Source organism: Caulobacter sp. BK020 (genome assembly GCF_004342605.1).
GTDB lineage: Bacteria > Pseudomonadota > Alphaproteobacteria > Caulobacterales > Caulobacteraceae > Caulobacter.
This window is the reverse complement of record NZ_SLZL01000008.1, coordinates 1-23,221: the sequence shown is the minus strand read 5'-3', so window position 1 is coordinate 23,221 and position 23,221 is coordinate 1. Positions and strand designations below refer to the sequence as shown.

Here is a 23,221-nt window from a genome sequence, read left to right as displayed (position 1 = left end):
GGGCGAGGACGATGCGGGGGCGGAGGCGACCGGGTCTGGCAAGGGCGGACAGGCTCATCCTTCGGGCTCGACGCAAGAGAGGGCCGCCGCCGCGCCGGGTCAAGCCGGCGCCGACCAAGCGCTGGCGGACGATGCGGCAACTTTTGGCGGCGCTCCGGGTTCCCTGACTGCCCACGGCAAAGATGTCGGGGAGCTTTTAGGGAGACTTCACAGTATGCGTATCGTGACCATCGCGGCCGTCGCCGCCCTCGCCATCGGGGCCGCGGCCTGCCAGCCCAAGGCTGAAAAGGCCAACGAGGCCGCCGCCGACGCCAACGCGGCCGCCGCGTCCAGCCAGCAGGCCGCCGACGCCGCGGCCCAGGCCGCCAACGCCAGCGCCACCGCCGCCCAGACCGGCGACACGGCCTCGGCCAAGGCCGCCGGCGACACCGCCGCCGCGGCGGGCGACACGGCCGAGAAGGCCGGCGACGCCGCCAAGGACGCGGGGCACGACGCCAAGGACGCCGCCCACTAGGACGTCTCGTCCCCCTCGGGAAGGGCCGGTCTCGCCGCGCGGGGCCGGCCTTTTTCGTGCGGGCGGAGCCAAGACGGAGCGGGCTGCGTTGTCCTGGCATGCCCAGACCTCGCAAGTCCCGTCGAAGGACGACCGCCGCCGCCGCCGTCGCCCTGGCGAGCGTCAACGCCGAGCTGGCCCTGGCTTCGCTCAGCGTCATCGGGGCCCGCGCGCCGATGATCGTCCAGGCCCTGCAGGATCCCATGCGGGGAAACTACGCCGAGCTGGGCCGCATGGTTTCGGAAAAGCCCCTGGCCTTCGCGAAGGGCGCGGCCGCCGCGGGACCCGCCTGGCTGGCCATGGCCGCGGAGTCGAACCGCTATTTCGCCCAGGCCTGGTGCGCGACGCCGAGCCTGGCCGCCGCGACCGGCGCGATGGCCTTCTGGGGCCGGATGCTGTCGCTGGGCCTGGCCTGGCAGTCGGCGATGCTGGTCCCGATCCACGCCGCCGCCACGGCCAACGCCCGGCGGCTGGGCTCCAGGGCCTGACGGCGGCGGCGACCGGGGCGATCGTGCTTTCCCCCTAGCCGAGCGGCGAAAATACCCCACATCCTGTCGTTGACCCCGAACGGCGACGCCAGATCGCCACGGACCGCGCGAGGAGACCCGTCGATCATGTCCGGACCGGCCCCAGGACCCGCCCCAGGACCCGGCGTCGATTTCGATCGCCTGACGACCTTGGGCGACGTCGCCCGCCATCACCGCGAGGTCCGGCCCGAGGCGACCGCCCTGGTGTTCGAAGGCCGTTCGACGAGCTTCGCCGCCTTCGACCGCCACACCGACCAGGTGGCGACCGCCCTGCTGGCCGAGGGCTTGGTCAAGGGCGACCGCATCGCCTATGTCGGCAAGAACAGCGACCACTATTTCGAGCTGCTGTTCGGCGCCGCCAAGGCCGGGGTGGTGCTGGCCCCGATCGGCTGGCGGCTGGCCCCGCGCGAGATCGCCTACATCCTGGGCGACGCCGAGGCCCGGATGGTGTTCGTCGGACCGGAGGTCCTGGCCCATGTCCGCGACGTGGCCGTGCTGATGCTGGACCACCCGGTCGTCGTGGCCATGGAGGCCAACCCCTATGGCCATCCGGTGTTCGAGGCCTGGCGCGACGCGGCCGAGGACCAGCGGCCGGACGTCACGATCACCTCGGCCGACGTCGCCGTCCAGCTCTACACCTCGGGCACCACGGGCCGGCCCAAGGGCGCGATGCTGACCCACGCCAACATCCTGGTCCCGCGCCGGCTGGCGGCCGAGGCCGACCTGGACTGGAACCGCTGGGGCCCCGACGACGTCAGCCTGGTGGCCATGCCGGTGGCCCATATCGGCGGCACGGGCTGGGGCGTGGTCGGGCTGATCAACGGCGCCAAGGGCGTGGTGGCCCGCGAGTTCGACCCGGCCAGGGTGCTGGACTTCATCGAGAAGGACCGGGTCTCCAAGATGTTCATGGTCCCCGCCGCCCTGCAGGCGGTGGTGCGCCTGCCGCGCGCGCGCCAGGTCGACTACGGCCGCCTGAGCCACATCCTGTACGGCGCCGCGCCCATTCCGCTGGACCTGCTGCGCGAGTGCGTCGCGGTGTTCGGCTGCGGCTTCGTCCAGCAGTACGGCATGACCGAGACGACCGGCACGGTGGTCTACCTGCCGCCCGAGGACCACGACCCGGACGGCGGCGCCCGCATGCGCTCGGCCGGCCGGCCGATGCCGGGCGCCGAGCTGAGGATCCTGGGCGAGCACGGCCAGGGCCTGCCGCCGGGCGAGGTGGGCGAGGTGGCGGTGCGCTCGCCCGCCAACATGGCCGGCTACTGGAAGCTGCCCGAGGCGACGGCCCAGGCGATCGACGCCGACGGCTGGCTGCGCACCGGCGACGCCGGCTATCTCGACGCCGACGGCTACCTGTTCATCCACGACCGGGTGAAGGACATGATCATCTCGGGCGGCGAGAACATCTATCCGGCCGAGGTCGAGAGCGCGGTCTACGGCCATCCGCACGTGGCCGAGGTGGCGGTGATCGGCGTGCCCGACGACACCTGGGGCGAGGCGGTCAAGGCGGTGGTCGCCCTCAAGCCCGGCGCGCCCGAGGATCCGGCCGACATCATCGCCTTCGCCAAGGGCCGCATCGCCGGCTTCAAGGCCCCCAAGACCATCGACTTTGTCGGCGCCCTGCCGCGCAACGCCTCGGGCAAGGTCCTGCGGCGCGAACTGCGCGAGCCGTACTGGGCGGGCCGATCCCGGCAGGTGAACTGAATGGCTGACGCCGGAGGGCGCCTGGCGGGGTTGGTCCGGCAGCTCTACCAGGTCGAGGGCGGGCCCCGGGTCGACTTCCGCCGGCCGGCCGGCGAGCCGGCCCTGGCCGCGCCCGACTCGGTGTCGTGGCGGGTGTTCAAGAACCCGGTCGCCCTGTTCGTCGGCGGGGTGGCGGCGGTGATCCTGGAGCTGGCCGAGCCGCGGGTGCGCACCGGGGTCTGGGAGCATTCCAGCTTCCGGACCGATCCGCTGCCGCGCCTCAAGCGCACCGGGCTGGCGGCGATGGTCACGGTCTATGGCGCGCGCTCGACCGCCGAGGCGATGATCGCCGGCGTGCGGCGAAGGCACGACCGGGTCGCTGGCGACACCCCGGCGGGGGCGGCCTACCGGGCCAACGACGCCGAGCTGCTGGACTGGGTGCAGGCCACCGCCAGCTTCGGCTTCCTGGAGGCCTATCACGCCTATGTCGGCCCGCTGGACGCCGCCGACCGCGACCGCTTCTACGCCGAGGCGGCCCCGGCGGCGGTCCTGTACGGCTCCACCGGGGCCCCGGCCTCGGTGGCGCAGTGGGAGGGCCGGCTGGCGGCGATGCTGCCCCGGCTGGAGCGGCACGCGATCGTTTTCGAGTTCCTGGACCTGATGCGCGGGACGGCGATCCTGCCGGCTCCGCTGCGCGGCCTGCAGGGCGCGCTGATCCGGGCTGCGGTGGCGATCACGCCCCCCGAGGTGCGCGAGATCGTGGGGCTGGACCGCGTGTGGAACCTGGGGCCGGTCGAGGGGCGGCTGGTGCGGCTGGCCGGGGCGGCGGCGGATCGGTGGCCGGTGAAGGGAACCCCGCCGGTCGAGGCCTGCCTGCGGCTGGGGTTGCCGGGGGATTATCTGTATCGCTAGGGGCGGCGATCACTTGCCCCCTACGGATCGCTTTGCGATCGTCTTCCCCCAGAGGGGGAAGAGAGCTCGGTGAGAAGGCTGCGAAGCGGTCAGGTGGGGGCAAGTGTTCGCCCCCCAAAACCTCAATCCGTCCGCCCCTGATGCTCCACATGCCCCTCCCGGACCTCCGTCCGTGAGAACACCTCCTCCTGGCCGTCCTGCAGCAGTTCCTCGGCGTCGGCCTTGTCCTGCTCGGCCTGGGCCAGGACCAGGCGCAGGGCCTCGACCTCGGTCTGGGCCTCGACCACGACGCTGCGCAGCGGGGCTTGCGGCGGGGCGTCGCCGAGGCGGACATCGATGCGCCAGCGAGTGGTCATGAGCGTGTCTCCAAGGTTGAAGGCGTGGGGTCGCTCCTCAGATAACGCACCATTGCACCGGACGGCGTTTCTGGCGAGTTTGCCGCGATTCAGTGCGGGAGGCTTCATGGCGACGGGCAGCGGGCGACAGGGTCCGGAGCGGCAGGGCGTGGACCGGCGGGCGGTCCTGGCCGGCGCGACGGGCCTGGCGGGATTCGCCCTGGCCGGAGCGGGCGCCGCCCGCGCCGCCTCGCCCCGGGTCGAGGCCCTGATCGCCCAGATGACCATGGAGGAGAAGTGCGGCCAGCTGTCGTGCTATTCCGACATGATCCGGCCGCCGGTCGGCGACATCAATCCGCTGGTCAACCAGCGCAACACCCAGCAGATCCTGGCCGACGTCCGGGCCGGGCGGATCGGCGTGCTGATGAACGGCGTTGGGGTCGAGGGCGCGCTGCTGGCCCAGGCCGCCGCCGTCGAGCAGTCGCGCCTGAAGATCCCGCTGCTGTTCGCCGCCGACGTGATCCACGGCTTCAAGACCGTCTACCCGATCCCCCTGGCCGAGGCCGCCAGCTTCGACCCGAATCTCGCCGAGCGCACGGCGCGGGCGGCCGCGGTCGAGGCGTCGTCCTATGGCAACCACTGGACCTTCGCCCCGATGGTCGACGTGGCCCGCGACCAGCGCTGGGGCCGGGGCGCCGAGGGTTCGGGCGAGGACGTGTTCCTGGGCGAGGTGATGGCCCAGGCCCGGGTGCGCGGCTTCCAGGGGCGCGACCTGACCGCGCCCGACAGCCTGCTGTCCACCGCCAAGCACTTCGCCGCCTACGGCGCGGTGGCGGCGGGGCTGGACTACAACACCGTCGACCTGTCCGAGGAGACCCTGCGCGAGGTCCACCTGCCGCCGTTCAAGGCCGCCTTCGACGCTGGCTGCCTGGCGGTGATGTCGGCCTTCAACGACATCAACGGCGTGCCGGCCACGGCCAACCGCCACCTGCTGACCGACATCCTGCGCGGCGAGTGGAACTTCAAGGGCGTGGTGATCTCCGACTACACCGCCGACCAGGAACTGGTGGCCCACGGCTACGCCGCCGACGACAAGGACGCCGCGCGCCTGGCGATCCTGGCCGGGGTCGACATCAGCATGCAGAGCGGCCTCTACAGCCGCTACCTGCCCGAGCTGGTCGCCCAGGGCCTGGTCCCGATGGCCGCGGTCGACAACGCCGTGCGCCGGGTGCTGAGCCTGAAGGAGGCCGTGGGCCTGTTCGACCGGCCCTACCGCTCGATCGACCCCAAGGCCCAGGCCGCCAACACCGCCACACCGGCCATGCGGGCGCTGTCGCGCGAGGCCGGCGCGCGGTCGATCGTGCTGCTGCGAAACGACGGCGGCCTGCTGCCCCTGCCGACCCGGGGACGCAAGCTCGCCCTGATCGGGCCGTTCGCCGAGGACCGCGACAACATCCTGGGGCCCTGGGCCTTCTTCGGCGACAAGAGCCTGGGCGTCGACCTGGCGACGGGGATCCGCGAGGCGATGGCCGATCCCTCGCAGCTGGTCGTCGCCCGGGGCTGCGACGTCGAGAACGTGATCCCCGGCGGCTATGACCAGGCGGTAGCCGCGGCCCGGGCCGCCGACGTGGTGCTGCTGGCGGTCGGCGAGGGCCAGAACATGTCGGGCGAGGCCCAGTCGCGCACCGAGATCGGCCTGCCGCGCGTCCAGCAGCAGCTGGCCGAGCTGGTCGGGGCGGTGGGCAAGCCGACGGTGGTGCTGCTGCGCCACGGCCGGGCCCTGGTGCTGGAGGGGGCGGTCAAGGCCGCCCCGGCCGTGCTGGCCACCTGGTTCCTGGGCACCGAGACCGGCCATGCGGTGGCCGACGTGCTGTTCGGCAAGGTCAACCCGTCGGCCCGGCTGCCGGTCAGCTTCCCGCACGAGAGCGGTCAGGAGCCCTACACCTACAACCACCGGACCACCGGCCGTCCCGCGCCCCAGGCCGACGACAGCCAGGAGTACAAGGCCCGCTGGCGCACCACCCGCAACGAGGCGCTGTACCCATTCGGCCATGGCCTGTCCTACACCAGCTTCGCGCTCAGCGACGTGCGGCTGTCGACCACGCGCCTGGCCTGGAACGACAAGCTCCAGGTCACGGTCGACGTCGCCAACACCGGCAAGGTCGCTGGCGAGCACGTGGTCCAGCTCTATGTCCGCGACCGGGTGGCCAGCCGCACGCGGCCGGTGCGCGAGCTCAAGCGCTTCGTGCGCGTGGCGCTGAAGCCGGGCGAGAAACGCGAGGTGCGGTTCACGCTCGAGCGCGGCTCGCTGATGTTCGTCGGCGACAACGACCGCTGGATCGCCGAGCCGGGGATGTTCGACCTGTGGGTCGCCAACAGCGCCGTCGATGGGCTGGCCGCGAGTTTTGAGTTGCTGGGGGCTTAGGGTGAAATTCCCTCTCTCGAAAAGAGAGGGATCAAGAGGATGGTGTTTGACATCGCCACCTCTCCCGATCATTTATCCTACAAATAACATTTTCCAGAGTCACGAGGCCCCATGACCGTCGCCACCCCCATCCGCGTGGCCCTGATCGGCCTGGGCAAGATCGCCCGCGACCAGCACCTGCCGGCCATGGCCGCCGATCCCCGGTTCGAGCTCGTGGCGATCGTCAGCCGCCACGCCGAGCTGCCCGGCCTGCCCAGCTTCCACACGTTCGACGACCTGCTGGCCAGCGGCGTGGCGTTCGACGCCGTGGCCCTGTGCACCCCGCCGCAGGTGCGCCACCGCCTGGCCCGCCAGGCGCTGGAGGCCGGCAAGCACGTGATGCTGGAAAAGCCGCCCGGCGCGACCTTGAGCGAGGTGGAAGACCTGCGCCAGGTGGCCGAGGCCCGGGGCGTCACCCTGCAGGCCACCTGGCATTCGCGCTACGCTCCGGCCGTCGCCCCGGCGCGCGACTGGCTGGCGGGCCGGACGGTCACCGCCGCCCGGATCCACTGGCGCGAGGACGTCCGCGTCTGGCATCCGGGCCAGGACTGGATCTGGGAGCCGGGCGGGCTGGGGGTGTTCGATCCCGGCATCAACGCCCTGTCGATCGCCACCGCCGTGCTGCCGCGCCCGTTCTTCCTGACGCAAGCGACCCTGCACGTGCCCGAGAACCGCCAGTCGCCGATCCAGGCCGAGCTGGCCTTCGTCGACACCGCCGGCGTGCCGGTCACCGCCGAGTTCGACTTCCTGCAGACGGGCCCGCAGAGCTGGGACATCGAGGTCGACACCGACGGCGGCGCCCTGCGCCTGTCGCATGGCGGGGCGCGGCTGTGGATCGACGGCCAGCTGGTCCACGAACAGCCCGAGGCCGAGTATCCGGGTCTCTACGCCCGTTTCGCCGAGCTGATCGCGACGGGCGCGTCGGACGTCGACGTGACGCCGCTGCGCCACGTGGCCGACGCCTTCCTGCTGGGGCGGCGGGTCACGGCGCCCGCCTTCGTCGAGTAGGGGGCAAACCTCGCGCCGCTGGCGCAAGACCGCCTTGCATTCGCCCCAGGGGCGACGTTAGGTACCGCCGAAGGGGTGTGGGCCTTCGTCCGGCGACGTGGAGCGGGCGAAGGAGGGGCGCGCCCGTGGGAGAGACGCGTGAAGTTCCTGGACGCCCCGTTGCCGCCGCCGCTGGTCGCCGCCCTGCGGGCGTGCCGGCCGCACCTGATGGCCGCGGCCGTCTTCAGCGCCCTGATCAACATCCTGCTGCTGGCCCCGACCATCTACATGATGCAGGTCTATGACCGCGTCGTGCCGACCGAGGGCCGGCTGACCCTGCTGTACCTGACCCTGGTGGTGGCCTTCGCCCTGGGCACCCAGACGGCGCTGGAATCGGTTCGCTCGCGCCTGCTGACCCTGGCCGGTCTGCGCCTGGACCGACTGCTGGCCGGCGGCATCCTGCAGAAGCTGATGAGCGCCATGGCCCCAGGGGCTTCGGCCCAGGGCATGCGCGAGTTCGACATCGTGCGCCAGGCCCTGTCGGGCCCGGTGGCCGTGGCCGCCTTCGACATCCCGTGGACGCCGATCTACGTGCTGGTCGCCTTCATGATCCATCCGGCCCTGGGCGTGATGACCATCGCCGGCGGGGCCCTGCTGGTCGCTCTGGCGGTGTTCAACGAGCGGGCCACCCGCGCGCGGGCCCGCGAAGCCTTCGTCGCCCAGTCCCAGGCCTACGCCTCGCAGGAAGCGGCCGCGGCCAATGGCGAGGTGGTGCGGGCGCTGGGCATGCGCGGCGCCCTGCGCGAGCGGCAGCTGGCCGACCGCCGGGCGGGACTGGATCTGTCGGCCAAGGCCCAGTTCACCGGCGGCGGCTATTCGGCGGCCACCAAGTTCACCCGCATGTTCCTGCAGTCGGCGGCCCTGGGCCTGGGCGCCTGGCTGGCGGTCGACAAGCAGATCTCGGCCGGGGCGATCATCGCCGCCTCGGTGCTGATGAGCCGGGCCCTGCAGCCGATCGAGCAGCTGGTCGGCTCGTGGGCCGTGGTCGGCCAGGCGCGCGGCGCGCTGAACAACCTGATCAAGCTGTTCCCGCCCGGCCGCGGCCTGGAGGTGTCGGGCACCCAGCTGCCCGCGCCCACCGGGGCCCTGGCCCTGGAGCAGGTGGCGGTGCGCGCGCCCGGCGAAGGTCCGGTGCTGCTGCGCGGCGTCAGCCTGCGCCTGACCCCGGGCGAGATCCTGGGCGTGATCGGTCCCAGCGGCGCGGGCAAGACCACCCTGGCGCGGGTGGCGGCCGGGGCCATGACCCCAGAGGTCGGCGTGGTGCGCCTGGACGGCGCCAACATGACCGACTGGGACGGCGACCGGCTGGGCCGCTACATCGGCTATGTGCCGCAGGACTCCGGCCTGCTGGCGGGCTCGATCAAGGACAACATCTCGCGCTTCGCCATCTGGGCCGGGGCCGATCCGGCCATCGTCGACGCCGACGTCGTGGCGGCGGCGCAGGAGGCGGGGGTTCACGAGCTGATCCTGCGCCTGCCCAAGGGCTATGACACCGTGCTGGGGGCCGGTGGACGCGGGCTGTCGGCCGGCCAAGCCCAGCGCGTGGCCCTGGCCCGAGCCCTCTATGGCCAGCCGACGCTGCTGATCCTGGACGAGCCGAACTCGGCCCTCGACGCCGACGGCGAGGCGGCGCTGAACAACGCCATCCTGGCCGCCAAGGCGCGGGGCGCGGCGATCCTGATCGTCGCCCACCGCACCGGCATCCTCAACATCGCCGACCGCCTGCTGGTGCTGCGCGACGGTCAGGTCGAGATGCTCGGTCCCCGCACCGAGGTCGTGGCCAAGATGGCCGCCGCCGCCCAGGCCGCCGGCCAAGCTCCGGGCAAGCCCGGCTCGACCGTCACTCCCCTGCAGGCCGCCAAGCCATGACCGACACGACCTTCCAGGGCTCCCCGGCCGCCGGAACCACCGGCGAGGCCGCCGCCAAGCTTCCGCCGCGCCTGTCCGACGATCCGGTCCGCATCATCCGCATCGGGGCCGGGGTGGCCGGCCTGTTCTTCGTCGGCTTTCTCGGCTGGGCGGCCCTGGCGCCGCTGGACGCCGGGGCCTACGCCCACGGGGTGATCGCCGTGGCTGGCAACCGCCAGGCGGTGCAGAACCGCGACGGCGGGGTGGTCACCGCCATCCGGGTGGTCGAGGGCCAGAGCGTGGTCAAGGGCCAGATCCTGGTGGAGCTGTCGGCCTCGGAGCTGCGGGCCAACGAGCGGGGCATGACCGGCGAGGTCCTGACCCTGCTGGCCCAGCGCGCCCGCCTGATCGCCGAGCGCGACCGCTTGCCGGCCGTCGCCGCCCCGCCCGAATTCGCCGACCTGGCCCCCGAGGACAAACCCCTGGCCGAGGACGCCCTGCGCCTGCAGCGCCAGCAGTTCCAGGCCCGCCGCAGCTCGCTGCAGACCCAGCGCGGGGTGCTCAACCAGCGGATTCTGCAGCTGAGCCAGCAGAGCAGCGGCGCCGAGCGCCAGCTGGACGCCAACCGCGAGCAGCAGAAGCTGATCGAGGAGGAGCTGAAGGGCGTGCAGGATCTGGCCGCCAAGGGCTTCGCCCCCAAGACCCGGGTGCTGGCCTTGCAGCGCAGCGCCGCCTCCCTGACCGGCGAGGACGGCGCCTATCGCGCCCAGATCGCCCGCTCGGCCGAGCAGATCGGCGAGACCAGGCTGCAGACCCTGTCGCTGGAGCGCCAGATGATGGAGGAGGTCTCCGGCCAGCTGCGCGACGTGCAGGTGCGACTGGACGACCTGCAGCCCAAGGTGCTGGCCGCCCGCGAGCAGCTGGCCCGGGCCACGGTCCGCGCCCCGTCCAGCGGCAAGGTGGTGGGGCTCAACGTCTTCACGGTGGGCGGGGTAGTCGCGCCCGGCCAGACCCTGATGGAGATCGTGCCCCAGGATCGCCGGCTGGTGATCCAGGCCAAGGTCTCGCCCAACGACGCCGACGACCTCAAGCCCGGCCAGAAGACCCAGATCCGCTTCACCTCGCTGCACGAGCGCGACCTGCCGCTGCTGAACGGCACCCTGACCGAGCTGTCGGCCGACAGCTTCACCGACGAGAAGACCGGCGTGCAGTACTTCCGGGCCGAGGTCTCGGCCCCGCCCGAGGAACTGGACAAGATCCGCAAGGTGCGCGGCGCCCAGTCGGGCCTGCAGGCCGGCCTGCCGGTCGAGGTGCTGATCCCGCTGCGCAAGCGCTCGGCCCTCGCCTATCTGGTCGAGCCGATGTTCCAGACCTTCTGGCGGATGGGCCGCGAGCACTAGAGGGGGCGGGCATGAAAGCGCTGGTCGGGGCGGCGGCGCTGGTCATGGTGTTTTGCACACAGGGCCAGGCCGCTGATCTGAAGGGACCGGCGCGCTTCTGTGGCTACTCGCCGATCATCGACCTGCTGCCTGGCGAGAAGGTCACGACGCTCCAGGGCGGTATCCACGCGGGAGACTTCCGTTGGGAGGGACCGTTCGGCGTGCTCCATGTTCGCGGAATCGGCTGGGCCGGGCGGCCGAAGGGACGGATCGTCGAGGCTGGGACGAGCACGAGGCCGGCAAGGTTCGCGCAACGCCGGGAGACGGATGGGGGGCATGTGGTCGCCCTCTGGAACGGCGGCCATGGCGCGGCCTATTTCAGTTCGGCCGCGCCGCTCACCGCGCGCCAGATGGAAGCCATCCGGCGCGTGACCTTGTTCGAGGAAGGGCAGACCCCTTCGGATTGCGCTCTACGCACAGTCTTTTCCTGGGAGTAGGGATCCAGCCGAGCCTTTGAGGCGCTGCGGGCTCCGGGCGGACGCGAAACTTGGATCGGCGAATAAAAAAGGCGGGCCTCCCCAAGGCCCGCCTTCAGTTTTCAGGTCCCCCTCCGGGACGTGGGCGGCGCTGGTCGCGCGACCTCCCCCAAGGTCTCGCGCTGCGCCGTTCTCCAAGCCGATGACCTTGCGGCCGAGCCTCGGCGCACGGGTCGCGGACGGCGCGGATTGTCGATCGGCGTTCGTCCGAAGCGGACGACACCAGTAAGGCTTTGCGCGGCGCGACCATTACATGCCGGTTCCATTTTCTTGATCCCTTGTCTCAAAGGAAAACGCCGCTCTCGCGTGGTGCGACGAACGCACGCATTGGCCAGTACGGTGAATGCGTGATTGTGCCTTGGGGGAGGCCACATGAATCAATCTCTGGACCCGCCTGCCGAAACGGACTTTCGGCTGGGGCGGACGAACTTCAGCACCCGGAGCGTCCCGCCCGAGCAGCGGCACGACTACTATCGGCGCGAAGTGCTGAAGGCGCTCGACGCGCGCGACCCGGAACCGGGCTTCACGGCCAACATCACCGCGCTGCGCCTGGGGCCCCACGCCTTCTACGTCACCGAGACCGGCGGTCAGACGATGTTCCGCACGCCGGAGATGATCGCCGCCGACGGCCTGGACCACTATATCGTCCAGTTCCAGATCGCCGGCTCGCACACCGGCGACTTCGACGGCAAGCCGTTCGCCTTCGGGCCGGGCGAGGTGGGGATCTGCGACCTGTCGCGGCCGATGCTGCTGCACAGCACGGCGGTCAAGGTGCTGACCACCTTCCTGCCGCGCGCCGACGTCAAGGCCGTGGCGCCCGACATCGACCTGCACGGCATGGTGCTGGACGCCAACCGCGCCGGCCTGCTGATCGAGCACCTGACGGCGGTGACCCGCTGGTTCCCCCAGCTGCTGCCGCAGACCCTGCCGGGCATCACCCGGGCCACCATCGCGCTGCTGGGCGCGTGCCTGGCCATGGAGGCCGGGCGGGCCGATTTCGGCATGCGCGAGTCCCCCGTGCTGGCGCGGGCCCGGGCCTATGTCGAGCACAACCTGCTGGAGCCCAGCCTCAACCCGGCCCGGATCAGCGAGGCGCTGGGCGTGTCGCGCTCCACCCTCTACCGGCTGTTCGAACCCCTGGGCGGGGTGACGGCCTATATCTGGGAGCGCCGCCTGCACCTGGCCCGCGCGGCCCTGCTGGATCCCAAGCGCGGGCGGCGGATCAGCGAGATCGCCTTCCAGTGCGGCTTCAGCAGCGAAGCCCATTTCAGCCGCAGCTTCCGCAAGGCGTTCAACATCCGTCCCAGCGATCTGCGCTCGCTGCAGCCCAGCCTGGGCGAGGAGCCCGACACCCCGTTCGCCAAGTGGACCGACGCCGTGCGGGGGACCTAAGGCGGGCGGGGCGGACGTCTGCACCGGATCTGCACGGCAAACGCGCCGATCCGCCCTGTCGTCCCGGTTGACCCCGCACGCGGAGCGCTGAACATGGGCGACATGCAGCGCACGATCCTGGTCGTCGACGACGATCCTCACATCCGCCAGCTCCTGGTGTTCGCCCTGGCCAAGGCCGGGCTGGACACCCGCGAGGCGGCCGACGGCGAGGCGGCCCTGGCGGCCGTGGCCGAGCGGACGCCCGACCTGGTGGTGCTGGACATCAACATGCCGCGCCTGGATGGGCTGGAGGTCTGCCGACGGCTGCGGGCCCAGGGCGACCTGCCGATCCTGTTCCTCAGCTCCCGCGACGACGAGATCGACCGGGTGCTGGGCATCGAGCTGGGCGCCGACGACTATGTGGTCAAGCCGTTCAGCCCGCGCGAGGTGACGGCCCGCGTCCAGGCCATCCTGCGCCGGACCAGCGCCAAGGGCGCCGAGGCCGTCCCGGCCGACGGCCGCATCGTCCGCGGCCGTCTGAGCCTTGACCCCGAGGCCTGGAGCGCCGCCTGGGCCGACGGCCAGGTGTCGCTGACGGTCACCGAGTTCACGATCCTCAAGACCCTGGCCGCCACCCCGACCAAGGTGTTCAGCCGCGACGCCATCATCGACCGCCTGCGCGGTCCCGGCTTCGCGGTCACCGACCGCACCATCGACAGCCACGTGCGCAACCTGCGGGCCAAGTTCGCCGGCGTGGGCGGGCACGACGTGATCGAGACGCGGGCCGGGATCGGCTACCGGCTGGGGGCCTGCCAGGGTTCCTCGGGAATGGGGGTCGGCGTCGGCGGATGAACGACCGTCTGGGGGCATGGCTGCGGCGCTGGTGGCCGGCCCTTCGCCTGCGCACCATCCTCTTGACCGTGCTGCTGTTCGCCGCCGCCATGCCGGCCATCGGGGCGGTGTTCCTGCGCACCTACGAGAACACCCTGGTGCGCCAGACCGAGGCCGAGCTGACCTCGCAGGGCGCGGCCCTGGCCTCGGCCGCGGCCAACCTGTGGCCGGGCGCGGTGCGCGACCTGACCCCGGCCGATCCCGACGCCCGCGACGACCCCGGCTACTACCGCCCCGAGGCCACGAGCGTCGACCTGCGCAGCTCGCCCCTGCTGCCCGAGCGGCCGGCCTCGGTCCCCGGCGCCAAGGCCGACCCGCAGGCCGAGGCGGCCGCCGAGGTGCTGGAGCCGATCTTCGACCAGACCAGCCGCAGCACCCTGGCCTCGATCCTGATCGTCGACCGCCACGGCGTGGTCGTGCGCGGCCTGGGGCAGGGCGGCAGCCTGGCGGCCCTGCCGGAGATCCAGGCGGCGCTGAAGGGCCGCTCGCGCACGGTCCTGCGCCGCAACGGGGCCTATCACCCGCGCTATTCGTTCGAGTGGCTCAGCCGCGCCTCGGCCGTGCGCCTGCACCACGCCCGGCCGGTGATCGTCAACGGCCAGGTGGTCGGGGCGCTGCTGCTGTCGCGCTCGCCCCGGGCGCTGTTCCGCGGCGTCTACCAGGACCGGGGCAAGCTGCTGGTCGGCGGCGCGGCGACGATCCTGCTCTTGGTGCTGCTGTCGGGCCTGGTGTCGCGCGGCGTGACCCGGCCGATCGAGGCGCTGAGCGCCGCCACCCGCAGCGTGGCCGCCGGCCAGGGCAGCGTGCCGGAGACCCCCGCCACCGCCGCCGTCGAGATCCGCGACCTCTACCAGGACTTCCGGGTGATGGCCGACGCCATCGCCGTGCGCTCGCGCTACCTGCGCGACTTCGCCGCCGCCGTCAGCCACGAGTTCAAGACCCCGCTGGCCGGCATCACCGGCGCGGTCGAGCTGCTGGACGACCACTTCGACACCATGACCCCCGATGAGCGCCGACGGTTCCTGTCCAACATCTCGGCCGACAGCGCCCGGCTCTCGCAGCTGGTCGGCCGGCTGATGGATCTGGCCCGGGCCGATATGGCCATGCCCCAGGCCGGCGTCGCCTCCGAACTGGCCCCGGTGGCCCGGCGCGTGGCCGACGCCCAGGGCCGCGACGTGATCGTGGCGCTGGACCTGCCGGACGGCCTGCCGCTGGTCGCCGCGCCCGAGGCGACGGTCGAGACCGTGCTGACGACCCTGGTCGAGAACAGCCGTCAGGCGGGCGCGCGCCGGGTGACGATCCGCGCCGAAGCGGTGGGCGACGAGGTGGTGCTGCGGGTGACCGACGACGGCCCGGGGGTGCCGGCGGCCGACCGCGAGCGCCTGTTCGAACCGTTCTTCACCAGCCGGCGGGAGACGGGCGGGACGGGGCTGGGGTTGTCGATCGCTCGGTCGCTGCTGGCGGCGAGCTCGGGGTGGATCTCGCTGGTCGAGACGGCGGCGGGGGCGGGGTTCGAGGTGGGGTTGCCGCGGGGGTGAGGGCGGCCTTTGTGTGGGATCATGCTCACTTGCCCCCACCTGACCGCTTCGCGGTCTGTCCGCCCCCATAGGGGGCGGAGCCTTCGCACGGACCTGTGGCAGCGCTCTTCCCCCTCTGGGGGAAGACGATCGCGAAGCGATCCGTAGGGGGCAAGGGGTCGCCGCTAAAGCCGTCCGCGCCGGCCGCCCTTCAGCTTGTCCAGCGCCCGGCGGGCGATCTCGGCCTGGGGCGCCGGGGCCGCTGGGGCGGTTTCGGGAGCCGCCGGCTGCATTGAGTCCGCCAGCATGGCGCGGACATTGGCCACGCCCTGGGCGGCGTGCAGTCCGGCGGCGGCCGTTTCGGCCAGCCGCGGCTTGCCGCGCGGCGTCGGGATGATCAGGGCGACCTTACGGGCCATGGCGGCCAGGTCGCCGATGGCCCGGGCCTTGTCGCGGGCCTGGCGGATGGCGATGGGATCGTTGGTGGTCTCGATGGACTTCCAGGCCGCGTCGAGGGCGGCCATCAGCTTGAGCTGGAAGTTTACGCACCAGGTGGGGATGTCTTGGGCTTGGGTCATGCCGCTAGTGTGCGGCCGTCCTGGAGGGTGAGGATCGGAAACGTGCGTTTTTGTGTAGTACGTTGATTTCGTTGAAGCTGGCTTCGGAAATGGCGGGGATAGACGCCCTCGCGCCACCCTTGCACCCGTCATCCCGGGCCTTGTGCCCGGGACCCCTTGGTCCGCCGCTGGTGCCGATGGGGCGAACCGCCGGCGGTTCGCTGGCGTCTCACGTGCGGGCTGAACCAGGGGTCCCGGGCACAAGGCCCGGGATGACGGTGAGAGGGGGAAGCCCTGTGGATAACTTTCGCCGCTAAGACGTCCAGCCGCCGCCCAGGGCCTTGTAGATCGCCACGACGTTGGTGTTGACCCCGGTCTCGGCGACGGTCAGCGAGTCCTCGGCGGCCAGCAGGGTCCGTTCGGCGTCGAGCAGCACCAGGAAGTCGATGCCGCCTTCCTTGTACTGGATGCGGGCCAGTTCGGCGGCGCGGCGGGAGGCGGCGGCCTGGTTGGTCAGGCTGACCAGCTGGGCCTGCTGCTGGCGGTAGGCGACCAGGGCGGTCTCCAGGTCCTCCAGCGCCCGCAGCACGGTCTGGTCGTAGCTGGCCAGGGCCGCGTCGTTGCGAGCCTCCGCCGCCTTCAGCCGCTGGTGGGCGCCGCCCAGGTCCAGGGCCGGCCAGGAGACGGCCGGGGCCACCGACCAGGCCTGGCTGGCGCTGTTTCCGAAGCCCGACGCCGTGCCGGACAGGAAGCCGATGAACCCGGTCACCCGCACGCGGGGGAACAGGTCGGCCGTGGCCACCCCGACCTTGGCGGTCTGGGCGGCCAGGCGCCGCTCGGCCGCCTGGACGTCGGGACGCCGGCGCAGCAGGTCGGCGGCGTCGCCGATCGGCAGGGCGGCGATCAGCGGCGTGACCTCGGCGTCCTTGGTGACGAGGACGGGGTCCAGCTCGCCCGGCCGCTTGCCCACCAGGACGCAGAGCCGGTAGTTGGCCCGCTTCTCGGCGGTGATCAGCGACGGGATCGCCGCCTCGGTGGCGTTCAGGCGGGCCTGGGCGCTGGCGACGTCGATCGGGCTGCCGGCCCCGGCGTTGTAGCGCACCTGGGTCAGGCGCAGGGTCTCGCGCTGGGTGTCGAGGTTGCGGTTGGCCACGGCCAGCCGGGCCTGGGCCCCGCGCAGCTCCAAGTAGTTGCGAGCCACTTCGGCGGCGATGGTCACCTGGGCGTCGCGCAGGTCGGCCTGGGCCGCGCCCGCCTCGGCCCGGGCCGATTCCACGCCCCGGCGGACGCGGCCGAACAGGTCGATCTCCCAGCCGGCGTCGAAGCCGGCCTGGTAGGTCTCGCTCTCCACCCGCTGGCCGTTCGAGCCGGGCTGCTGCTGGTCGCTCTTGACGTAGGCGCCGCTGGCGGTGACCCGCGGCAGCTGGTCCAGGCGGGCGTCCTTGAACAGGGCCCGAGCCTCGTCCACCCGGGCGACCGCGACGCGGATGTCGAGGTTGCCGGAGAGAGCCTGGGTGATCAGGCCGTCCAGGACCGGGTCGTTGAACGCCTTCCACCACTGGGCCTCGGGCGCGGCGGTCGAGAACGCCCCGGCCGGGGCGTTCTGCAGCACCACCGGCGCCTGGACGGGGGTCTTGTAGTCGGGGCCGACGGCGCAGGCGGCGAGCAGGAGCGCCGAGGCGGTGACGATGAAGCTGGTTTTCAAGGTAGTCATGAGAGACCTCGGAGGTCTCCCTTCCCCCTGGAGGGGGGAAGGGCTGGGGATGGGGGTGGGAGAGGTTCCGGAGGTGGCGCGGTCGGGGTGTCGTCCACCGCCGTGGTCACCCCCGGCCCCTCCCCCATCGAGGGGGAGGGGAGAGGACGCAAGCATCAGTGCGCCTCCACGGCGTCGGTCGAACGGGCCGCCTTCAGCGCCGCCCGGCGGGCGGTGTTGCGGCGGATCACGAAGTAGAAGATCGGGGTCAGGACCAGGCCGAAGACCGTCACCCCCAGCATGCCGGAGAACACCGCCACGCCCATGGCCCGGCGCATCTCCGCGCCCGCCCCGTGCGAGACGACCAGCGGCCACACGCCCATGATGAAGGCGATCGAGGTCATCAGGATCGGCCGCAGGCGCAGGCGGCAGGCTTCCAGCACCGCCTGCAGCGGCGTGTCGCCATGCTCCTCGCGCTCCTTGGCGAACTCGACGATCAGGATGGCGTTCTTGCACGCCAGCCCCACCAGCACGATCAGCCCGATCTGGGTGAAGATGTTGTTGTCGCCATGAGTCAGCAGCACGCCGGCCAGGGCCGACAGCAGGGTCATCGGCACGATCAGGATCACCACCAGCGGCAGGCTCCAGCTTTCGTACTGGGCGACCAGCACCAGGAAGGCCAGCAGCACGCAGAGCGGGAAGATGTAGACCGCCGTGTTGCCCGCCAGGATCTGCTGGTAGGTCAGCTCGGTCCACTCGTAGCCCATGCCGTTGGGCAGCTCCTGCTTGGCCAGGTCCTCCAGCGCCTTCTGGGCCTGGCCCGTCGAGTAGCCGGGGGCCGGGCCCCCGTTGATCTCGGCCGTGAGCACGCCGTTGTAGTGGCTCTCGCGGTCGGGGCCGGTGGCTTCCTTGAAGCTGACGAAGGCGCCCAGCGGGATCATCTGGCCCGATCCATTGCGGGTCTGCAGGCGCAGCATCTGCTCGGGCTGCAGGCGGAATTTCTGGTCGGCCTGGACGTTGACCTCGTAGGTGCGGCCGAAACGGTTGAAGTCGTTGACGTACAGCGAGCCCAGATAGACCTGCATGGTCTCGAAGAGGTCGGTCAGGGAAACGCCCGAGGCCCGCGCCTTCTCGCGATCGATGTTGGCCTCGATCTTCGGCACGCTGACCTGATAGGTCGAGAACACGCCGGCCAGGGCAGGATCCTTGCGGGCCTTGTCGATCAGGTTCTGGGTCTGCCTGTTCAGCTCGTCGGGGCCAAGGCCCGCGCGGTCGACGATCTGCATGCGGAAGCCGCCGATCGTGCCCAGCCCCTGCACCGAAGGCGGCGGGAAGACCGCGATCTGGGCGTCGGGGATGGCGCCGAACTTCTGGTTCAGCTGGCCGACAATGGCGTTGGCCGACAGGTCATGATCCTTGCGGTTCTTGAAGTCGTCCAGCGGGAAGAACACCGCGCCGGAGTTGGGGCTGTTGATGAAGCCGTTGGCCGACAGGCCGGGGAAGGCCACCGAGTGCTTGATGCCCGGCACCTTCATGGCGATGTCGCCCATCTGGCGGATGACCGCCTCGGTGCGGTCCAGCGAGGCCGCGTCGGGCAGCTGCACGACGGCGACTACATAGGCCTTGTCCTGCTGGGGCACGAAGCCGCCGGGGGTCTTCATGAAGGCCCCGATGGTCAGGGCCAGCAGGATCCCGTAGACCACCAGGCCCGCGGTCGAGCGGCCCAGGGTGCGGCCGACATTGCGGACATAGCCGTTGGAGGCCTTGGCGAAGAAGCGGTTGAACGGGTTGAACAGCCAGCCCAGGGCCGCGTCGATGACCTTCTGGAAGCGGTCCTTGGGCGCGTCGTGGCTCTTGAGCAGCACCGCGGCCAGGGCCGGCGACAGGGTCAGGGAGTTGAAGGCCGAGATCACCGTCGAGATGGCGATGGTCAGGGCGAACTGGCGGTAGAACTGGCCCGACAGGCCGCTGATGAAGGCGGTCGGGATGAACACCGCGCACAGCACCAGGGCCGTGGAGATGATCGGTCCGGTGACCTCGCTCATGGCCTTGCGGGTGGCCTCGGGCGGCGGCAGGCCGTTGGTGATGTTGCGCTCGACGTTCTCGACCACGACGATGGCGTCGTCGACGACGATGCCGATGGCCAGCACCAGGCCGAACAGGGTCAGGGCGTTGAGGCCGAAGCCCAGCATCAGCAGGATCGCGAAGGTGCCGATCAGCGAGACGGGCACGGCGATCAGCGGAATGATCGAGGCGCGCCAGCCCTGCAGGAACAGCACCACCACCAGCACCACCAGGATGATCGCCTCGATCAGGGTGTGGATCACCGAGTCGATCGATTCCTGCACGAAGGCGGTGGTGTCGTAGATGATCTCGTAGTCGACGCCCTCGGGGAACTCCTTCTTCAGCTCCTTCATCGTCTTCTTGATGTCGGCGGCCATCTGCAGGGCGTTGGAGCCCGGACGCTGGAAGATCGGCATGGCCACGGCCGACTTGTTGTCGAGCAGGCTGCGCAGGGCGTAGTTGTTGGCCCCCATCTCGACGCGGGCCACGTCGCCCAGGTGGGTGAGTTCGCCGTTGGCGCCCGAGCGGATGATGACGTTGCGGAACTGCTCCTCGTCGGTCAGGCGGCCGGGGGCGTTGATCGACAGCTGGAAGTCCGAGCCCATGTTGGTGGGCGGGGCGCCCAGCTGGCCGGCGGCGACCTGGACGTTCTGCTCGCGCAGGGCTTTCACCACGTCGCCGGCCGTCATGTTCAGCGAGGCCAGCTTCTCGGGATCCAGCCACACCCGCATGGAGTAGGCGCCGGCCCCGAAGATCTGCACGTCGCCCACGCCGTCGACCCGCTTGAGGCGGTCGCGCACGTTCAGCTGCGCGTAGTTGCTGAGATACAGCATGTCGTAGCGGTTGTTGGGCGAGATCATGTGCACGACCAGCGTCAGGTCGGGCGAGGCCTTGTCGGTGGTCACGCCGATGCGCTGCACCTCCTGGGGCAGTTTCGGCAGGGCCTGGGCGACGCGGTTCTGGACCTGCACCTGGGCCTTGTCGAGGTCGGTGCCCAGGGCGAAGGTGACGGTCAGGATCATCGCCCCGTCGGAGGCCGACTGCGACGACTGGTAGATCATGCCCTCGACGCCGTTGATCGCCTGCTCCAGCGGGGCGGCGACGGTCTGGCCGATGACGGCGGGGTTGGCGCCCGGATAGGCGGCGCGCACGACCACGGTGGGCGGCACCACCTCGGGATATTCCGAGATCGGCAGGCGCGGCAGAGCCACCAGCCCGGCGATGAAGATGACGATCGAGAGCACGGCGGCGAAGCGCGGTCTGCTCACGAAGAACTTTGAGAAATTCATGGGAGGCTTCCGGGGAGGAGGCGAGGAGGGAGAACCCCCTCCCCCTGGATGGGGGAGGGGCAGGGGTGGGGGTGACTGCGGCGGGGAGTGTGTCGCGGGCGGCGCCTTATCCTGACGCGCTTTCACCCCCATCCCCGGCCCCTCCCCCATCGAGGGGGAAGGGAGAAGTGGTCTAGTTCTGGCCGACGCTGTTGATCATCGCGACCCGCTGGGGACCGGTCTCGAACTGGGCCAGGTCGGTCGACAGGTCGGTCTTGACGACGACCGGGTTGACGGTGTCGCCCGGCTTGACCTTCTGCAGGCCGCCGACGATCACCCGGTCGCCGGGCTTGAGGCCGGTGCGGATGATGCGCAGATTGCCGGCCAGCGGACCGATCTCGACCGGGCGGTACTCGGCCTTGTTGTTGGCGCCCACCACCACGACGTAGCGCTTGCCCAGGTCGGTGGCCACGGCGCGGTCGGGGGCCAGGGCCACCGTCTGCGAGGTGTCGCTGACCATGCGGATGCGGGCGAACAGGCCGGGGGTGAACCGGCCGTCGGCGTTGGCGAAGATCGCCCGGCCGTTGATCGTTCCGCTCTTGGCGTCCAGGGCGTTGTCGATGAACTTCAGCTGGCCCTGGTGCGGATAGCCGTCCTCGGTCATCAGGCCCATATAGACCGGGCTGGCCTTGCCGCGTTCGGCCGCGGCGTACTTCAGGAAGGTCTGCTCATCGGCGTTGAACGTGGCGTAGATCGGCGTGTCGCTGACCACCGTGGTCAGCAGGTCGGACGGGGTGACCAGGTTGCCGCGGGTGATCACGGCCTTGGAGACCCGGCCGTCGATCGGCGAGACCACGCGGGTCCATTCCAGGTTCAGCCTGGCGGTCTGGTAGGCGGCGTTGGCGGCGCCGAGATTGGCCTGGGCGGCCTTTTCCTCGGCGGACAAGCGGTCGAACTCGCTCTGGGCCAGGGCGTTCTGCTCCAGCAGCCGGCGGCCGCGCTCGCGGTTGACGACGGCCAGATCCAGCTGGGCCTTGGCGCGAGCCACCTCGGCCTGGGCGCGGTTGGCCTCGGCCTGGTAGGGGCGGGGGTCGATCTGGAACAGCACCTGGCCCTTGCGGACCCGGGCGCCTTCCTCGAACCGGGCGCCGTCGACATAGCCGCTGACGCGCGGACGGATGTCGACCGTGTCGACCGCCTCGAGGCGGCCGGTGAAGTCGTCCCACTGGCGCAGCGCCTTGAAGGCCACCGGGGTGATGGTGACCTGGGCGGGCGGCGGGGCGGCTTCCTGTTTGGCCTGGGCGCTGCAGGCGGCCAGCACGGCCATGGCGGCCAGGCCGGCGAACGAGGTGAAAACGGGGCGGAGGGACATAGGCGTACCTGTCGGACAGAAGAAGCGGGGGAGGAGACGCGGGTGTTTTTCTATTCCCAGACGGGGCGCCGGGATTTCTGGCGGGCCTTGGGCGAGGCCGCCCAGTCCCGGATGGACGAGCCGCCAGCCCCTTGGCCGATCAGCTTGCGCAGCGATCGGGCGGGGGCGCCGACCCAGCGGGGAACGCTGGCGGACGGGGCGGCGGTGTCTGGGCTTACGCTCGGGGGCATGGCTCGCGCTCCGTTCCGGGGTTAAGGATTAAATGTCGCAGTTGCTGTTGCTTGACGTGACGTCCATCTGTGACGATGTAGTCGTATGTGACGATACCGTTCGGTATCATCCACGCGGTGAGAGATACTGACCGGTAACTCTCGCGTCAAGGTGAGGTGCTGTGAAAATGGCTGAGAGAAATTCTGGCGGGGGCAAGCTGGACGATCTGGAGGCGCCCGTGTGCGCCCCGTCGTCCAAGCGACCGGCTCGTGACCGGATCTTCGAAACGGCCCGCGAGCTGTTCTATCAGCACGGCATCCGCGCGGTGGGGGTCGAGGCGATCGCCGCCGAGGCCGAGGCCACCAAGATGACGCTGTACCGTAACTTCCCGTCCAAGGACGAGCTGGTCGCCGAGGTGCTGCGCGAGCAGGAACGCGACTACTGGGCCTGGTGGGACGAGGTCGTCGGCTGCACCTGCGGCGACCCGCGAGTCCAGCTGGAGGCGATCTTCGACGCCTTCGAGACCAAGGCCTGCAACGCCGACGTCCACGGCTGCCCCCTGTCCAACGCCGCGATCGAGCTGCATGAGGCCGACCATCCGGCCCAGAAGGTGTCGGTGGCCTACAAGCAGCAGCTTCACGCGCGCTTGGTCGATCTGTGCCGGCGCGCTGGCGCTTCGAACGACGATCTGGCCGATGGCCTGATGCTGCTGATGGAAGGGTCCTACACCGCCCGGGTCACCCTGGGCGCGGCCGGTCCCGTGCGGGCCGTGGCGCGGGCGGGTCGGGCGCTGATCAAGGCGCACTTGGACAAGCCGGACTGCTGAGACACCGTGCGTCCTTCGAGGCTCGCCTGCGGCTCGCACCTCAGGATGAGGAACTTTGTTGCTGCTCTGAGTCCCTCATCCTTGTCTGTTGACGAGACTGTAGGAGAGTTGTCGGCGGACGGCGCTCGGCTTCATCCTTGGTCCTTGAAGACCGTGCCTCAGCGTGAG

General features: G+C 71.0%; 19 protein-coding genes. 13 read left to right on the top strand and 6 right to left on the bottom strand.

The annotated features are described in order from the left end of the window. Positions 1-214: 214 nt before the first annotated feature. From EV278_RS11440 to EV278_RS11425, 4 genes are all read left to right on the top strand, one after another. Complete coding sequence (locus tag EV278_RS11440; RefSeq protein WP_132091031.1) at positions 215-514, top strand: hypothetical protein; 300 nt, start codon at positions 215-217, stop codon at positions 512-514. Positions 515-612: 98 nt separating this feature from the next. Further along, entirely contained in the window at positions 613-1,041 is a 429-nt protein-coding gene (locus EV278_RS11435) for a hypothetical protein (RefSeq protein WP_132091028.1), read from the top strand. A gap of 126 nt (positions 1,042-1,167) precedes the next feature. Beyond that, on the top strand, positions 1,168-2,784 hold the full coding sequence (locus EV278_RS11430; protein WP_132091025.1) for a fatty acid--CoA ligase: 1,617 nt from the start codon (positions 1,168-1,170) through the stop codon (positions 2,782-2,784). Then, on the top strand, positions 2,785-3,675 hold the full coding sequence (locus tag EV278_RS11425; protein ID WP_132091022.1) for an oxygenase MpaB family protein: 891 nt from the start codon (positions 2,785-2,787) through the stop codon (positions 3,673-3,675). It begins immediately after the preceding gene. Between the two features lie 122 nt (positions 3,676-3,797). On the opposite strand, the gene EV278_RS11420 is transcribed toward EV278_RS11425, so the two are convergent. Continuing rightward, positions 3,798-4,031, bottom strand: a complete 234-nt coding sequence (locus EV278_RS11420) for a hypothetical protein (RefSeq protein ID WP_132091019.1) — start codon at positions 4,029-4,031, stop codon at positions 3,798-3,800. A 106-nt stretch (positions 4,032-4,137) separates the two neighbouring features. On the opposite strand from EV278_RS11420, the gene EV278_RS11415 reads away from it, so the two are divergent. The 8 genes from EV278_RS11415 (at position 4,138) to EV278_RS11380 (ending at position 15,084) form a co-directional block, all read left to right on the top strand. After that, on the top strand, positions 4,138-6,435 hold the full coding sequence (locus EV278_RS11415) for a glycoside hydrolase family 3 N-terminal domain-containing protein (RefSeq protein WP_132091016.1): 2,298 nt from the start codon (positions 4,138-4,140) through the stop codon (positions 6,433-6,435). A 111-nt stretch (positions 6,436-6,546) separates the two neighbouring features. After that, a complete protein-coding gene (locus EV278_RS11410; RefSeq protein ID WP_132091013.1) occupies positions 6,547-7,482 on the top strand; it encodes a Gfo/Idh/MocA family oxidoreductase in 936 nt (311 codons plus the stop codon). Between the two features lie 138 nt (positions 7,483-7,620). Beyond that, on the top strand, positions 7,621-9,390 hold the full coding sequence (locus tag EV278_RS11405) for a type I secretion system permease/ATPase (RefSeq protein WP_132091010.1): 1,770 nt from the start codon (positions 7,621-7,623) through the stop codon (positions 9,388-9,390). Further along, entirely contained in the window at positions 9,387-10,769 is a 1,383-nt protein-coding gene (locus EV278_RS11400) for an HlyD family type I secretion periplasmic adaptor subunit (protein WP_132091007.1), read from the top strand. The genes EV278_RS11405 and EV278_RS11400 overlap by 4 nt, the downstream gene beginning before the upstream one ends. 11 nt (positions 10,770-10,780) lie before the next feature. Continuing rightward, on the top strand, positions 10,781-11,245 hold the full coding sequence (locus tag EV278_RS11395) for a hypothetical protein (RefSeq protein WP_132091004.1): 465 nt from the start codon (positions 10,781-10,783) through the stop codon (positions 11,243-11,245). Between the two features lie 411 nt (positions 11,246-11,656). Further along, positions 11,657-12,676 carry a helix-turn-helix domain-containing protein gene (locus EV278_RS11390; RefSeq protein WP_132091001.1) on the top strand — a complete coding sequence of 340 codons (1,020 nt, stop codon included), beginning with the start codon at positions 11,657-11,659 and terminating at the stop codon, positions 12,674-12,676. 93 nt (positions 12,677-12,769) lie between these two features. Beyond that, positions 12,770-13,507, top strand: a complete 738-nt coding sequence (locus EV278_RS11385; protein ID WP_132090998.1) for a response regulator transcription factor — start codon at positions 12,770-12,772, stop codon at positions 13,505-13,507. Then, a complete protein-coding gene (locus EV278_RS11380; protein ID WP_132090995.1) occupies positions 13,504-15,084 on the top strand; it encodes a HAMP domain-containing sensor histidine kinase in 1,581 nt (526 codons plus the stop codon). The genes EV278_RS11385 and EV278_RS11380 overlap by 4 nt, the downstream gene beginning before the upstream one ends. 164 nt (positions 15,085-15,248) lie before the next feature. Here EV278_RS11380 and EV278_RS11375 read toward each other — a convergent pair whose 3' ends face one another. The 5 genes from EV278_RS11375 to EV278_RS11355 all read right to left on the bottom strand — a co-directional run bounded on the left by EV278_RS11375 (position 15,249) and on the right by EV278_RS11355 (position 22,247). Further along, the gene (locus EV278_RS11375; RefSeq protein ID WP_132090992.1) at positions 15,249-15,641 is read right to left on the bottom strand and encodes a hypothetical protein; all 393 of its coding nucleotides are present in this window, start codon (positions 15,639-15,641) and stop codon (positions 15,249-15,251) included. A 292-nt stretch (positions 15,642-15,933) separates the two neighbouring features. Continuing rightward, positions 15,934-17,334 carry an efflux transporter outer membrane subunit gene (locus tag EV278_RS11370; protein ID WP_132090989.1) on the bottom strand — a complete coding sequence of 467 codons (1,401 nt, stop codon included), beginning with the start codon at positions 17,332-17,334 and terminating at the stop codon, positions 15,934-15,936. A gap of 155 nt (positions 17,335-17,489) precedes the next feature. Further along, entirely contained in the window at positions 17,490-20,666 is a 3,177-nt protein-coding gene (locus tag EV278_RS11365) for an efflux RND transporter permease subunit (RefSeq protein WP_132090986.1), read from the bottom strand. 172 nt (positions 20,667-20,838) lie between these two features. Continuing rightward, on the bottom strand, positions 20,839-22,017 hold the full coding sequence (locus EV278_RS11360) for an efflux RND transporter periplasmic adaptor subunit (RefSeq protein ID WP_132090983.1): 1,179 nt from the start codon (positions 22,015-22,017) through the stop codon (positions 20,839-20,841). Between the two features lie 50 nt (positions 22,018-22,067). Beyond that, positions 22,068-22,247: a hypothetical protein gene (locus tag EV278_RS11355; RefSeq protein WP_132090980.1), complete on the bottom strand. Its 180-nt coding sequence runs from the start codon at positions 22,245-22,247 to the stop codon at positions 22,068-22,070. Between the two features lie 167 nt (positions 22,248-22,414). Here EV278_RS11355 and EV278_RS11350 point away from each other — a divergent pair, with 167 nt between their 5' ends. After that, positions 22,415-23,053: a TetR/AcrR family transcriptional regulator gene (locus tag EV278_RS11350; protein WP_132090977.1), complete on the top strand. Its 639-nt coding sequence runs from the start codon at positions 22,415-22,417 to the stop codon at positions 23,051-23,053. The last annotated feature ends 168 nt before the right edge of the window (positions 23,054-23,221 follow it).